Annotated in this window: 10 protein-coding genes; 4 read left to right on the top strand and 6 right to left on the bottom strand. The window is 66.7% G+C overall.

Annotated elements, in window-relative coordinates; translation table 11 throughout:
* Positions 1-16 precede the first annotated feature (16 nt).
* Both ACODTB_RS06540 and ACODTB_RS06535 read right to left on the bottom strand, forming a co-directional pair.
* A complete protein-coding gene (locus ACODTB_RS06540) occupies positions 17-1,003 on the bottom strand; it encodes a tripartite tricarboxylate transporter substrate-binding protein (protein WP_291119546.1) in 987 nt (328 codons plus the stop codon).
* A complete protein-coding gene (locus tag ACODTB_RS06535; protein WP_291119540.1) occupies positions 1,000-1,935 on the bottom strand; it encodes a LysR family transcriptional regulator in 936 nt (311 codons plus the stop codon). The genes ACODTB_RS06540 and ACODTB_RS06535 overlap by 4 nt, the downstream gene beginning before the upstream one ends.
* 98 nt (positions 1,936-2,033) lie before the next feature.
* On the opposite strand from ACODTB_RS06535, the gene ACODTB_RS06530 reads away from it, so the two are divergent.
* Positions 2,034-3,386: an alpha/beta hydrolase gene (locus ACODTB_RS06530; protein WP_291119537.1), complete on the top strand. Its 1,353-nt coding sequence runs from the start codon at positions 2,034-2,036 to the stop codon at positions 3,384-3,386.
* A 69-nt stretch (positions 3,387-3,455) separates the two neighbouring features.
* Here ACODTB_RS06530 and lpdA read toward each other — a convergent pair whose 3' ends face one another.
* Genes lpdA through aceE form a run of 3 tightly spaced genes read right to left on the bottom strand, consistent with a single transcriptional unit; the run spans position 3,456 to position 9,707 of the window.
* The gene (gene lpdA, locus ACODTB_RS06525; RefSeq protein ID WP_291119535.1) at positions 3,456-5,297 is read right to left on the bottom strand and encodes a dihydrolipoyl dehydrogenase; all 1,842 of its coding nucleotides are present in this window, start codon (positions 5,295-5,297) and stop codon (positions 3,456-3,458) included.
* A 12-nt stretch (positions 5,298-5,309) separates the two neighbouring features.
* Positions 5,310-6,980 (bottom strand): dihydrolipoyllysine-residue acetyltransferase, encoded by a 1,671-nt coding sequence (aceF, locus tag ACODTB_RS06520; protein WP_488929182.1) that lies wholly within the window; start codon positions 6,978-6,980, stop codon positions 5,310-5,312.
* 15 nt (positions 6,981-6,995) lie between these two features.
* The gene (gene aceE, locus ACODTB_RS06515; protein WP_291119529.1) at positions 6,996-9,707 is read right to left on the bottom strand and encodes a pyruvate dehydrogenase (acetyl-transferring), homodimeric type; all 2,712 of its coding nucleotides are present in this window, start codon (positions 9,705-9,707) and stop codon (positions 6,996-6,998) included.
* A gap of 216 nt (positions 9,708-9,923) precedes the next feature.
* Between aceE and ACODTB_RS06510 the strand changes: the two genes are divergently transcribed.
* The 3 genes from ACODTB_RS06510 to folD all read left to right on the top strand — a co-directional run bounded on the left by ACODTB_RS06510 (position 9,924) and on the right by folD (position 14,041).
* A complete protein-coding gene (locus ACODTB_RS06510) occupies positions 9,924-12,479 on the top strand; it encodes a PAS domain-containing sensor histidine kinase (RefSeq protein WP_291119526.1) in 2,556 nt (851 codons plus the stop codon).
* On the top strand, positions 12,476-13,102 hold the full coding sequence (locus ACODTB_RS06505) for a response regulator transcription factor (protein ID WP_291119523.1): 627 nt from the start codon (positions 12,476-12,478) through the stop codon (positions 13,100-13,102). Before ACODTB_RS06510 ends, ACODTB_RS06505 begins: the two co-directional genes overlap by 4 nt.
* A gap of 87 nt (positions 13,103-13,189) precedes the next feature.
* Positions 13,190-14,041: a bifunctional methylenetetrahydrofolate dehydrogenase/methenyltetrahydrofolate cyclohydrolase FolD gene (gene folD / locus ACODTB_RS06500; protein ID WP_488929181.1), complete on the top strand. Its 852-nt coding sequence runs from the start codon at positions 13,190-13,192 to the stop codon at positions 14,039-14,041.
* 4 nt (positions 14,042-14,045) lie between these two features.
* Here folD and ACODTB_RS06495 read toward each other — a convergent pair whose 3' ends face one another.
* On the bottom strand, positions 14,046-14,486 hold the full coding sequence (locus ACODTB_RS06495) for a DUF4149 domain-containing protein (RefSeq protein ID WP_291121634.1): 441 nt from the start codon (positions 14,484-14,486) through the stop codon (positions 14,046-14,048).
* Position 14,487: the final 1 nt, after the last annotated feature.

Here is a 14,487-nt window from a genome sequence, read left to right as displayed (position 1 = left end):
GTCGCCACCCCGACGCTCACTCCATCTTGATGTTCGCGCCCTTGAGCTGGTGGTTGCTGCGCCATTCCTCGGCAATGCGGCGCGCGAAGGAAGGGCGGTCGCCAAGCGCGGGCAGGTTGTCCGACGCCAGCAGCCGCTCCCGGATGGGCGGCGTCTGCACCGCGGCGTTGATTTCCGCATTCAGCCGGTCCAGCACGCGCGTCGGCGTTCCACCCGGCGCGAACAGCCCGAACAAGGACGTGACGTTGGCCTGGGGCAGCCCCAGTTCGGCAAACGTGGGCACCTGCGGCAAGACGTCCAGGCGCTGAGGCGCGCCCACGGCCAGGGGCTTGAAGCGGCCGGCCTCGATGTGGGCCAGCTGCGCGGGAGCCACATTGGTCGACAGCAACTCGAACTGCCCGCCCAGCGCATCGGTGAGTTGCTGGCCTCCGCCCTTGTAGGGGATGTGCGTGACCGCCACGCGGCTGCCCAGCTGCACCTGTTCCAGCACCAGATGGCCGGCGGTGGCCAGGCCGGAGGTGGCCCAGCGCAGCGCGCCTGGATGGGCTTTGGCTTGCACAAGCAGGTCCGCAAAGCCCCGGCCGGTGAAGGTTGGCGTGCCCACCAGCAGCACGGGCGTGTACATCACGCTGGCCACCGGCTCGATGTCTCGAAACGGGTCGTAGCCCACCGCACCGAGGTGCGGGCGCAGGGTCAAGGGGCTGACCGCCGAGAAGGCCAGCGTGTGCCCGTCGGCTGGCGCGCGCGCCAGCGCTTGCAGCCCCACGCTGCCGCCGCCACCGCCCCGGTTTTCCACCCGCACCGCCACGCCGAGTTGCCACGACAGGCGCTCGGCCAGCGCGCGCGCGACGCCATCGCTGAGCCCACCCGGTGGATACACGACGATGATGCGCAAAGGCTGAGACGGCCACCCGGGCTGCGCACGGCTGGCCCGTGGACCGACGGCGCCTGCCAGTGCCAGCAGCGCCGGGATCGCTTGCCGACGCGACAGCCCTCCTCTCATGTCGCGGTGCGCCCCCGTCGCGTGCGCGCCTGGGCCTTGCGCGCCGTGTCCCGGGCGATCTTGAGGAAATGCGCGGCCGGGCCGGAGGCTTCGGCCGAGCGGTACACCAAGGTCAGGGGCGCATCCAACGGCGTGCCTTCGCGCAAGGGCAGATAGACGACCGCGTGGGGATGCAGGCCGCTCATGGAGGTCGGCACGACCGCGATGCCCGCGCCAGCGGCCACCAGGTTCAGGCTGGTCACCATGCGCTCGACCTCGGCGGCAATGCGCGGACGAAAACCATGGGATTCGCACAGCGCCAGCAGGTTGGCGTACAGCCCCGGGGCACCGGGCTGCCGCACCAGGATGAAGCCCTCCTCGCGCAGGTCCGCCAACGCCAGCGCGCCCGACCGGCGTCGCGCCAAGGCGTGGTCTGCGGGCAGCGCCACCAGCACCGGCTCGCGCAGCAGCACCTCGAAGGTCAGGCTCTCGGGCTGCGACACCGGCACGCGGATCAGACCGCAATGCAGCCGCCCCGCCGCCACCGCCTCGGTGATGCCGGCCGCGTGGTCTTCGCGGATCGACAGTGCGATGCCGGGCCAGGCCCGCCGGCAGGCGCGCAAGGCCTCGGGGGTGAAAGCATGCGCGGCGGCGGAGCTGGTGAAGCCGACATGGAGCACACCGAGTTCGCCGCGCGCCACGCGCGCCATGCGCTGCTCCATGGCCGCCATGTCGTCCACCAGCTGGCGCGCTTCCCGCTCGAACAGGCGCCCGGCGTCCGACAACGCCACGCCCTTGGGATGGCGGTGGAACAAGGCAACGCCGAGCTCCTTTTCCAGTGCCTTGATCTGCAGGCTCAATGGCGGCTGCTGGATGCCCAGGCGCTCGGCCGCGCGCGTCATGTGGCCGGCCTCGGCGACGGCCAGGAAGTAGCGCAGGTGCCTGATTTCCATATCTGAAAGGTATTGAAACTCGGATTTCAGTATATTTGACATGGGGTGGCGGCGCACCTATCGTCCGCGTGGATTCGAACAACCACTGGAGACCTTTCATGCCCCTTCGCCCCATCGCGCTGCTGGCGCTGGCGGCCCTCGCCGGCCACAGCGGTGGCGCCATCGCCCAGGTGCCCACCGACCCTCAGCCCCGCGCCTGCCCCGCCGAAGTGCCGGCCGGTGCCACCTGCCACACCGGCGAAGACGGGCTCGGTGGCTTCTACTGGATCGCCCTGCCCGCCGGTTGGAAACCTGAAACCGGCGTGCTCGTCGTGCATGCCCATGGAGGCCCCGCCGACACCGGACCGGCCACGCTCGCGCGCGGCGAGGAAGACCTCAAACGCTGGGCCGTGACCGTCAAGGCCGGCCACGCCTGGGCGGGCGCCACCTACCGCCGGGGGGGCTTTGGCGTGAGCATGGCGGCCGAGGACACCGAGCGCGTGCGCCGCGTCTTCGTGAAGCATTTCGGCCCACCCCGCCGCACCATCCTGCACGGGCAAAGCTACGGCGGCTCGGTCGCCGCCAAGGGCGCCGAACTGTACGCCACGGTAGACGGCCCCAACGGACCCGTCAAAGGTCCTTACGACGGCATGCTGCTCACCAGCGGCATGCTGGGCGGCGGCACCCGCGCCTACGACTTCCGGATCGACTTGCGCGTGGTCTACCAGTACGTGTGCAAGAACCACCCGAAGGCAGACGAGCCCCAATACCCGCTGTGGCAGGGCCTGCCCATGGACGCCAAGCTCACGCGCGCCGAACTGGCCAATCGCGTGGACGAATGCACCGGCGTGCGCAAGCCCGCCGCGCAACGCACCGAACAGCAGAAGACCAACCTCGCCAACATCGTCAACGTCATCAAGATCCCGGAACGCTCGCTGATCGCCCACCTCAACTGGGCGACCTGGCTGTTCCGCGACCTGACGCAGCTGCGCCTGGGCAACCGCAACCCGTTCAACAACGCCAACGTGCGGTACACCGGCTCCACCGACGACGCAGCCCTGAACGCCGGCGTGCTGCGCTACACCGCCGACCCGGCGGCCGTGGCCGAGCTGGCGAAGGACAGCGACCCCGAAGGCCGGATCAACATGCCCGTGCTCTCGCTGCACGCCGTCAACGATCCGACCGCATTCGTCGAACTCTCGTCCGCCTACCGCGAGACACTGGATCGCGCGGGCAAGGGCAACCTGCTGGTGCAGACCTTCAGCGACGAATCCGAGCACAGCTATCTGAGCGATCCACAGTACCCCGCGCTGTTCACCGCCCTGCTCAACTGGATCGACAAGAACGAGAAGCCCACGCCCCAGACGGTGGCCACGCTCTGCAAGGGCTACGAGGCCGCGTACGGCGACACCTGCAAGCTGCTGCCCGACTACCGCAGCGCGCCGCTGGCCAGCCGCGTCCCTGCCCGCTGAACGCGGCCCACTAAAAAAGCCGCCGACCCGTGAGGGCTGGCGGCTTCTTTTTGGCCGGCATCGCGGCGCTTACTTGCGCTGCGGCGGCACGTCCGTGCAGGAGCCGTGGGCGATCTCCGCCGCCATGCCGATGCTCTCGCCCAGCGTGGGGTGGGGGTGGATGGTCTTGCCAATGTCCACTGCGTCCGCGCCCATCTCGATGGCGAGGGCGATCTCGCCGATCATGTCGCCCGCGTGCGTGCCCACCATGCCGCCGCCCAGGATCTTGCCGTGACCATGGGCCTCGGGCGAGTCGTCGAACAGCAGCTTGGTCACGCCTTCGTCGCGGCCGTTGGCGATGGCGCGGCCCGAGGCCGTCCAGGGGAACAAGCCCTTCTTGACCTTGATGCCCTGCGCCTTGGCCTGGTCCTCGGTGAGACCCACCCAGGCCACCTCGGGGTCGGTGTAGGCCACGCTCGGAATGACGCGCGCGTTGAACGCCGCGCTGGCCAGCTCCTTGTTGCCCTGCAGTTCACCCGCGATCACCTCGGCCGCCACGTGCGCCTCATGCACCGCCTTGTGCGCCAGCATGGGCTGGCCCACGATGTCGCCAATGGCGAAGATGTTGGGCACGTTGGTGCGCATCTGGATGTCGACGTTGATGAAGCCCCGGTCGGTCACCGCCACACCGGCCTTCTCGGCGCCGATCTTCTTGCCATTGGGCGTGCGGCCCACGGCCTGCAGCACCAGGTCGTAGGTTTGCGGCGCGGGCGCCGTGCCACCCGGCTCGGCACTCTCGAACGTCACCTCGATGCCCGCCGATGTGGCCTTGGCCGACACCGTCTTGGTCTTGAGCATGATGTTGTCGAAGCGCGGCGCGTTCATCTTCTGCCAGATCTTCACGAGGTCGCGGTCCGCGCCCTGCATCAGACCGTCGAGCATTTCCACCACGTCCAGGCGCGCGCCCAGGGTGCTATAGACGGTGCCCATTTCCAGGCCGATGATGCCGCCGCCCAGGATCAGCATGCGCTTGGGCACTTCCTTGAGCGCCAACGCGCCAGTGCTGTCCACCACGCGCGGATCGTCTGGCATGAAAGGCAGGCGCACAGCCTGTGAGCCGGCCGCGATGATGGCTTTCTTGAAGCCGATCACCTGCTTCTTGCCGGTTTTCTCCTGACCGGTGGCTCCCGTGGTCTCTTCCACTTCCAGGTGGTTGGCGCCCACGAAGGAGCCGACACCGCGCACGGTCGTGACCTTGCGCATCTTGGCCATGGCGGCCAGGCCACCGGTGAGCTTGCCGATCACCTTTTCCTTGTGGCCGCGCAGCTTCTCGATGTTGACCACCGGGCGACCGAACTCCACGCCCAGCGCCGCCATGTGGCTGACCTCGTCCATCACCGCCGCCACGTGCAGCAGCGCCTTGGACGGAATGCAACCCACGTTCAGGCACACGCCACCCAGGGTGGCGTAGCGCTCGACCAGCACGACCTTCAGGCCCAGGTCGGCCGCGCGGAAAGCCGCGCTGTAGCCGCCGGGACCACCACCGAGCACGACCACGTCGCACTCGAGATCGGCGCTGCCGCCAAAGCTGGCGGCGGTCGGCGCAGCCACCGGGGCCGCAGCCGGCGCCGCGGCGGGTGCCGCTTGCGGCGCGGGTGCCGTTGCGCTGGCGGCGGGCGCGGCAGCGGCCTCACCAGCGGCTTCAAGCGTCAGCACCACGCTGCCCTGCTTGACCTTGTCGCCCAGCTTGACCTTGAGCTCCTTGACCACGCCCGCCTGGGAAGACGGAATTTCCATCGAGGCCTTGTCGGACTCCACGGTGATCAGGCTTTGCTCGGCCTTGACCGTGTCGCCGGGTTTGACCAGCAACTCGATCACCGCCACTTCGTCAAAGTCGCCGATGTCGGGGACCTGGATATCGATGATTGCCATCTGCGCGCTCCTTTACAGCAACACGCGACGGAAGTCGCTGAGGATCTGGCCGAGGTACACGTTGAAGCGCGCGGCGGCGGCGCCGTCGATCACGCGGTGGTCCCAGGTCAGCGAGAGCGGCAGCATCAGGCGCGGCTGGAAGGCCTTGCCGTCCCACACCGGCTCCATGGTGCTCTTGCACACGCCGAGGATGGCCACTTCGGGCGCGTTGATGATGGGCGTGAAGTAGCGCCCGCCGATGCCGCCCAGGCTGGAGATGGTGAAGGTCGCCCCGCTCATCTCGGCCGGGCTCAGCTTGCCTTCGCGCGCCTTCTTGGCGAGCTCGCCCATTTCCTGGCTGATCTGCAGCACGCCCTTCTTGTCGGCGTCCTTGATCACCGGGACCATCAGGCCGTTGGGCGTGTCGGCCGCGAAGCCGATGTGCCAGAACTGCTTGTAGATCAGGGCGTCACCGTCGATCGAGCTGTTGAATTCAGGGAATTTCTTGAGCGCGGCCACGCAGGCCTTGATCAGGAAAGCGAGCATGGTGACTTTCACGCCGCTCTTCTCGTTTTCCTTGTTGGTGGACACGCGGAAGGCTTCGAGGTCGGTGATGTCGGCGTCGTCGTGGTTGGTGACCGCCGGGATCATGACCGCGTTGCGCAGCAGGTTGGCGCCGCTGATCTTCTTGATGCGGCCCATCTCCTTGCGCTCGATCGGGCCGAACTTGGCGAAGTCGACCTTGGGCCAGGGGATCAGACCCAGGCCGGCACCGTCGCCACCACCGCCAGCCGGGGCCTTGGCCGCCTGCGCCTTGGTCTGCGTGGCGCCGGCCATCACGGCCTTGGTGAAACCTTGCACGTCGTCGAGCACGATGCGGCCCTTGGGACCGCTGCCCTTGACCTCTTCCAGCGGCACACCGAGTTCACGGGCGAACTTGCGCACCGAGGGCGAGGCGTGGGGCAGGCCCAGCGGCGCCGTGGCAGTGGGGTTGTGGGCCGGTGCGGCGGCGGCGGGCGCCGATGCCGTGGCGGCCTGGGGTGCTGCCGCAGCGGCAGCAGGTGCCGTGGGCGCGGCCGTCGGTGCGGCGGCGGGCGCCGGCGCTGCGGCCGGGGCGGCGGCGCCTTCCAGAATCGCCAGCAGGTCACCGATGTTCACGGTGTCGCCGATCTTGACCTTGAGCTCCTTGAGCACACCAGCGGCCGAAGACGGGATCTCCATCGAGGCCTTGTCGGACTCGACCGTGATCAGGCTCTGCTCCACCGCGATCTTGTCGCCAGGCTTGACCAGCACCTCGATCACCGCGACGTCCTTGAAGTCGCCGATGTCGGGCACACGCACCTCGACCGGGCCGGCGGCTGCGGCGGGCGCCGCCGCAGGCGCGGCAGCCGGTGCCGCAGGGGTCGAGGCCGGTGCAGCGGCCGCAGCCTGTGCCGCCGCTGGAGCCGGAGCAGCTGCGGTCTCTCCCGCCGCCTCCAGCACCAGCACCACCGAACCTTGCTTGACCTTGTCGCCCAGCGCCACCTTGAGCTCCTTGACCACGCCGGCCGTGCTGGAAGGGATCTCCATCGAGGCCTTGTCGGACTCGACCGTGATCAGCGACTGCTCGGCCTTGACCGTGTCACCCACCTTCACCAGCAGCTCGATGACCGCCACTTCATCAAAGTCCCCGATGTCCGGGACCTTCACATCAATCAGTGCCATGTTCTTGTCTCCGGATTACGCGTACAGCGGGTTCACTTTGTCGGCGTTGATGCCGTACTTCTTGATCGCTTCGGCCACCTTGGCCACCGGCAGCTTGCCCTCTTCGCTCAGGGACTTGAGCGCAGCGACCACGATGTAGTGGCGGTTGATCTCGAAGTGCTCGCGCAACTTGCTGCGGAAGTCGCTGCGACCGAAACCGTCGGTGCCCAGCACCTTGTACGTGCGCTCCTTGGGAATGAAGGGGCGGATCTGCTCCGCGTAGTTCTTCATGTAGTCGGTGGATGCGATCACCGGGCCGGTGGTGGCGCTCAGTTGCTGCGCCACGAAGGGCACGCGCGGCGTTTCGGTCGGGTGCAGCAGGTTCCAGCGGTCGGCGTCCTGGCCGTCACGGGCCAGTTCGTTGAAGCTCGGGCAGCTCCACACGCCGGCGCTCACACCCCAGTCCTTCTCCAGCAGTTCCTGCGCGGCGATGCTCTCGCGCAGGATGGTGCCGCTGCCCAGCAGTTGCACGCTGGGCGCGTCCTTCTTGAGGGCCGGCGCCTGCTTGCAGTAGTACATGCCCTTGATGATCTGCTCCTCCGTGCCGGGCTGCAGGCCGGGCATGGGATAGTTCTCGTTGAGCAGCGTCAGGTAGTAGAAGACGTTGTCCTGCTTCTCCACCATGCGCTTCAAGCCGTGGTGCAGGATCACCGCCACTTCGTGCGCGAAGGTCGGGTCGTAGCTGATGCAGTTCGGGATCGTGCCGGCCAGGATGTGGCTGTGGCCGTCTTCGTGCTGCAGGCCTTCGCCGTTGAGCGTGGTGCGGCCCGAGGTGCCGCCCAGCAGGAAGCCGCGCGCCTGCATGTCGCCCGCCGCCCAGGCGAGGTCGCCGATGCGCTGGAAGCCGAACATGGAGTAGTACACGTAGAACGGCACCATGATGCGGTTGCTCGTGCTGTAGCTCGTGGCCGCCGCGATCCAGCTGCTCATGCCGCCGGCTTCGTTGATGCCTTCCTGCAGGATCTGGCCGGCCTTGTCTTCCTTGTAGTACATCACCTGGTCCTTGTCGACCGGGGTGTACTGCTGACCGTGCGGGTTGTAGATGCCGACCTGACGGAACAGGCCTTCCATGCCGAAGGTGCGGGCTTCATCCACCAGGATGGGCACGATGCGCGGTCCCAGGGCTTGGTCGCGCAGCAGCTGGGTGAGGAAGCGCACGTAGGCCTGCGTGGTCGAGATCTCGCGGCCTTCGGCCGTGGGGTCGAGCACGGCCTTGAAGGTGTCGAGCGAGGGCACGGTGAAGCTTTCATCGGCCTTCACGCGGCGCTTGGGCAGGTAGCCGCCCAGGGCCTGGCGACGCTCGTGCAGGTACTTCATTTCCGGCGTGTCTTCGGCCGGCTTGTAGAACGGGATCTTGGAGAGTTCGCTGTCCGGGATCGGAAGGTTGAAGCGGTCGCGGAAGATCTTGATGTCCTCGTCCGTGAGCTTCTTGGTCTGGTGGACCGTGTTCTTGCCCTCGCCCGCCTTGCCCATGCCAAAACCCTTGACGGTCTTGATCAGCAGCACGGTGGGCTGGCCCTTGTGGTTGACCGCCTTGTGGTAGGCCGCATAGACCTTCTGGGGGTCGTGGCCGCCGCGCTTGAGGTTCCAGATGTCGTTGTCGCTCAGGTGGGCGACCATCTCCAGCGTCTTGGGATCGCGGCCGAAGAAATGCTTGCGCACGTAGGCGCCGTCGTTGGCCTTGAACGACTGGTAGTCGCCATCGACCGTGTCCATCATGATCTTGCGCAGCGCGCCGTCCTTGTCGCGCGCCAGCAGCGAGTCCCACTCGCTGCCCCACAGCAGCTTGATCACGTTCCAGCCGGAGCCGCGAAACTCGCCTTCGAGCTCCTGGATGATCTTGCCGTTGCCGCGCACCGGGCCGTCCAGGCGCTGCAGGTTGCAGTTCACCACGAAGATCAGGTTGTCCAGGTTTTCACGGGCGGCCAGGCTGATGGCGCCCAGCGACTCGACTTCGTCCATCTCGCCGTCGCCGCAGAACACCCAGACCTTGCGGTTCTCGGTGTTGGCAATGCCACGGGCATGCAGGTACTTCAGGAAACGCGCCTGGTAGATCGCCATCAGCGGGCCCAGGCCCATGGACACCGTGGGGAACTGCCAGAACTCGGGCATGAGCTTGGGGTGCGGGTAGCTCGACAGCCCTTTGCCGTTGACTTCCTGACGGAAATTGAGCAACTGCTCTTCGGTCAGGCGGCCTTCCAGGTAGGCGCGGGCGTACACACCGGGGGACACGTGTCCCTGGATGTAGAGGCAATCGCCGCCGTGGTTCTCGCTCTCGGCATGCCAGAAGTGGTTGAAGCCGGCGCCGAACATGTGGGCCAGCGAGGCGAACGAACCAATGTGACCGCCCAGGTCGCCCCCATCCTCGGGGTTGTGGCGGTTGGCCTTGACCACCATGGCCATGGCGTTCCAGCGCATGTAGGCGCGCAGACGTTCTTCGATCTCGATGTTGCCCGGGCAGCGCTCTTCCTGGTTGGGCTCGATGGTGTTGACGTAACCGGTGGTGGCCGAGAACGGCAGGTCGATGCTGTGCTGGCGGGCTTCCTCCAGCAGCTGTTCGAGCAGGAAGTGCGCGCGCTCGGGGCCCTCGCGCTCGATGACGGCGGCCAGCGCCTCCATCCACTCACGGGTTTCCTGGGAATCCGCATCGGCGGCACCACGGGCATTGAGAGCGTCATTCGCTGACATTGTTGTCTCCTGTTGGTTTGAATCGAGCTTACGGAGGTCTATCCGCACTGTCACTGATTTTTCCACAAAAGCTTTTCATTTTCAACATATGCTTTATGTTTTTATATTATGAAAATTTAAGCCATTGACGAAACAGGCCTTGGGCGCGACAAAACCAGCGTTTCTCCTGCGCCTACGAAGGGCGTGGAGCACCCACTCACGTAGACTCTCGGGTTCATGATTCCCCTGCCCCAAACCACGCCGACCAACAGCCCGCCTGCCCAGGCCGTGTGGTGGAAGCGCTGGTGGCGCCGCCTGCCGCCGTCCCGCCAGGATCGCTTCGCCACCCTCGGCCCCTTGCTGGCCGTGCTCCTGTTTCTCTCGGCCATCGTGGTCGCCATCACCTACCTGCGTTACGAGGAACTCGAGCGCGAACAGGAGGCCGTCACGCGCGACGTGGAGTACGCCCAGCAGCGCCTGCGCCTGCGCCTGCTCGAACGGCAGGAGCAGCTCATGCGACTGGCCCGTGAGGTGGGCAACAAGGAGATCGAGAGCGAGGAGTTCGAGTTCCAGGTCGAATCCCTGGTGAGCCAGTTCCCCGAGATGCTGGCCATCAGCTGGATCGATGGCCGGCGCAACGTGCTGGCCACCTACGCCTCGCCCAGCGCACCGGCGGGACTGGTGCGCCCCGTTGGCACGGTGCTCTCGGCCGGCGAAACCGACGGCTCCTTCGACTTGGCCCGCGACCTGCGCCAACCTATCTACTCGCGCCCGCTGGGCGAGGACGCGCGCAATTCCACGCTGATGCTGCACGTGCCGCTGAGCGAGCAGGGCCGCTTCTCCGGCACCATCATGGGTGAGTACTCGGTCGATGGGCTGATGCGCTTCGGCATCCCGCCGGAAATCATGGCGCGCTATGCCGTGGCCTTGGTGGACGATCGCGGCCACGTGCTGGCCGGCAGCCTGCAGACACCCACCAGCGTGCTGCGCCTGCTGCCGTGGTCCAACCCGCCGCTGGAGCACGAGGTGCCCGTCTCGCCCGTGGGCAACGGCCTGATCCTGAAAGCCCAGGGCTACCGCACCTCGCAGGACATCGTGGGCAGTGGTTTCTTCTGGGTCATCGGCGCGCTGTCCGCACTCACGGTCTGGATGCTGCTCGGCACCTGGCGCCACACCCGCCGCCGCGTGCAGGCGCAGCAGGCGCTGGTGGCCGAGACCAACTTCCGCCGGGCGATGGAAAACTCCATGCTCACCGGCATGCGGGCGCTGGACATGCAGGGCCGCATCACCTACGTCAACCCGGCCTTCTGCTCGATGACCGGCTGGACCGAAGGCGAACTCGTCGGCCGCACCGCGCCCTTCCCCTACTGGCCGGAAGAGGAGCACGACCAACTCGCCGCGCGACTGGAAGACGAGCTGCGCGGCCGCTCCACGCCAGGCGGCTTCGAGGTCCATGTGAAGCGCCGCGACGGCAGCATCTTCGACGCGCGCATGTACGTCTCGCCGCTGATTGATCCCAAGGGCCACCAGACCGGCTGGATGACCTCCATGACCGACATCACCGAGCCCAAGCGCATCCGGGAGGAGCTTTCGGCCTCCTACGAACGCTTCACCACGGTGCTGGAGTCGCTCGACTCCGCCGTCTCGGTCGCACCCCTGGGCAGCGACGAGATGCTGTTCGCCAACAAGATGTACCGCCTGTGGTTCGGCACGCGGGGCCAGGGGCACCGGCACCTGGTCGACCTCGCCGGCAACCAGCCCTCCCCCAGCCCCGACGACGGTGACGCCGTGGACGCCTTCGCCGGCATGCCCACCGAAACGCTGACCGACGCCGGCGCGGAGAACGCCGAAGTGTTCGTGGAAGAACTGGACCGTTGGCTGGAGGTGCGCACGCGTTATCTCACCTGGGTCGACGGCCGGCTGGCGCAAATGGTGATCGCCAGCGACATCACGCCCCGCCGCTACGCGGAAGAACAAGCCTCTCGCCAGGCCGAGCGCGCGCAGACCGCGAGTCGCCTGATCACCATGGGAGAGATGGCATCGAGCGTGGCGCACGAACTCAACCAGCCGCTGACCGCGATCACCAACTATTGCAACGGCATGATCTCGCGCGTGACCGAGCAGCGCATCACCACCGACGAGTTGCTGGGCGCGCTGGAGAAGACCTCGCGCCAGGCTCAGCGCGCCGGTCAGATCATCCAGCGCATCCGGGCTTTCGTGAAGCGCAGCGAACCCAATCCCACGCTGTCCGACGTGGCACAGATGGTGAGCAACGCGATCGAACTCGCCGACATCGAGCTGCGCCGGCATCAGGTGCGCCTCTCGCCCTACGTGGCCGCGCGCTTGCCGAATCTCATGGTCGATCCCATCCTGATCGAGCAGGTGTTGATCAATCTCCTCAAGAACGCGGGTGAAGCCATCGCGCAGGCGGGGCGCGCGCCGGGTGAACGCTACGTGGAGTTGCGCGTCGGGCCACGCCGTCTGGACGACGTGGATGTGGTGGAGTTCTCGGTGCGCGACTCGGGCAATGGCGTGCCCGACGAAATGATCGAGCGCATCTACGAAGCCTTCTACAGCACCAAGAGCGAAGGCATGGGCATCGGCCTCAAACTGTGCCGCAGCATCGTCGAATCGCACCACGGCCGGATGCAGGTTCAGAACATCTACAATGGTGAAGAGGTGGTGGGCTGCTGCTTCAGCTTCTGGATCCCCGTGATCTCTCGGCTGCAGAATCTCAGCGCCGCGGCCGGGCCCGCCACAGAGCCGCTGACGGACACTGAAAGAGCGAGATGAGTTTGATCCCCAAAAAAGGCAGCGTCTACGTGGTCGATGACGACGAGGCGGTGCGCGACTCTCTGCAATGGCTGCTCGAAGGCAAGGACTTCCGGGTCCGATGTTTCGAATCGGCCGAGGCCTTTCTGAGCCGCTACGACGCACGCGAAGTGGCCTGCCTGATCGCCGACATCCGCATGGGTGGCATGACCGGCATGGAACTGCAGGAACGCCTGATCGAGCGCCAGTCGCCCCTGCCCATTGTCTTCATCACCGGCCACGGCGACGTGCCCATGGCGGTGGAATCGATGAAGCGCGGCGCGCTCGACTTCATCCAGAAACCCTTCAAGGAAGACCAGCTCGTGGCCCTGGTCGAGCGCATGCTCGAACACGCGCGCGAAGCCTTCGCCACCCACCAGCAGGCGGTCAGCCGCGACGCCCTGCTCTCCAAGCTGACCAGCCGCGAGGCGCAGGTGCTCGAACGCATCGTCGCCGGCCGGCTGAACAAGCAGATCGCCGACGACCTGGGCATCAGCATCAAGACGGTGGAGGCACACCGCGCCAACATCATGGAAAAGCTCGGCGCCAACACCGTGGCCGACCTGCTCAAGATCGCGCTGGGGCAGACCCCGGCGAAGGCCTGAATCCCTTCATCAGCCACACCCATTCCCCCTAACGCCCGCCGCTTTCCCGGCGGGCGTTTGCATTTCAACCGCAGACACTCTCCAGCCATGACCGCTCAACTCATCGACGGCAATGCCCTCTCCCGCCAACTGCGCGCCGACGTCAGCGCCCGCGTCACCGCCCTCAAGGCCAAAGGCATCACGCCGGGCCTGGCCGTGATTCTGGTCGGCGAGAACCCGGCCTCGCAGGTCTATGTGCGCAACAAGGTCAAGGCCTGCGAAGACACCGGCATGCACTCGGTGCTGGAACGCTGGCCCGCCACCCTCAGCGAAGCGGAGTTGCTGGCGCGGGTCGATGCGCTCAACCACGACACGTCGGTCCACGGCATCCTCGTCCAGCTGCCCTTGCCCGCCCACATCGACGCCCAGAAGGTAATTGAAGCGATCTCTCCGGCCAAGGACGTGGACGGCTTCCACATCGCCAGCGCGGGCGCCCTGATGACCGGCATGCCTGGCTTCTGGCCTTGCACGCCCTATGGCTGCATGAAGATGCTGGAGAGCATCGGCTGCGAACTCAAGGGCAAGCATGCCGTGGTGATTGGACGCAGCAACATCGTGGGCAAGCCGATGGCCCTGATGCTGCTGCAACAGAACGCCACCGTGACCATCTGCCACAGCGGCACCAAGGACCTGAAAGCCCTGACGCTGCAGGCCGACGTGATCGTGGCGGCCGTGGGCAAGCGCAATGTGCTCACGGCCGACATGGTCAAACCCGGCGCCGTGGTGCTCGACGTGGGCATGAACCGCAACGACGAAGGCAAACTCTGCGGTGACGTGGATTTCGACGGCGTGAAGGAGGTGGCCAGCTGGATCACACCCGTGCCCGGCGGGGTGGGTCCCATGACCATCACCATGCTGATGGTCAATACGCTGGAATCGGCCGAGCGTCTGGCGGCCTGAGGCCTCAGCGAGCCGGCGATGCCCGGCTCAAGCGCCAGAGCACGGCGCCGGCACACAGCCACTGGCTCAGCACCATGGCGGTGCCCACGCCATGCCACAGACGCAGGTTGCCACCGCTGGCGCGCGCGGTAACGATGTTCTGCGCCACACCGAACTCCTGCAGCAGCGCCAGCAACATGCCTAACGCCACGATGCCCAGGGTGGTCATGGTGGCGCCATTGGGCGGGCCACCTTTTTCATTGCCCCGCCTCAACATCACCAGCAGCGCCAGGCCCAGCAACAGGCCCGCGTAGCACTGCAGGGAAAAGAGCTTGGCGGCGACCGGCCCCGCCACGGCGGGATTGCCCAATTGGGCGAACAGGGTCGGCACCGCGAGAAAACTCAGCGCCGTGATGCCACCCCACCACAGCGCGGCGATGAAGATGGAAGCACGGTGCAGTGGCATG

This window comes from Hydrogenophaga sp. FG152 (genome assembly GCF_057809615.1).
The sequence above is the reverse complement of the archived record's forward strand: the minus strand, read 5'-3'. Positions and strand labels throughout refer to the sequence as shown.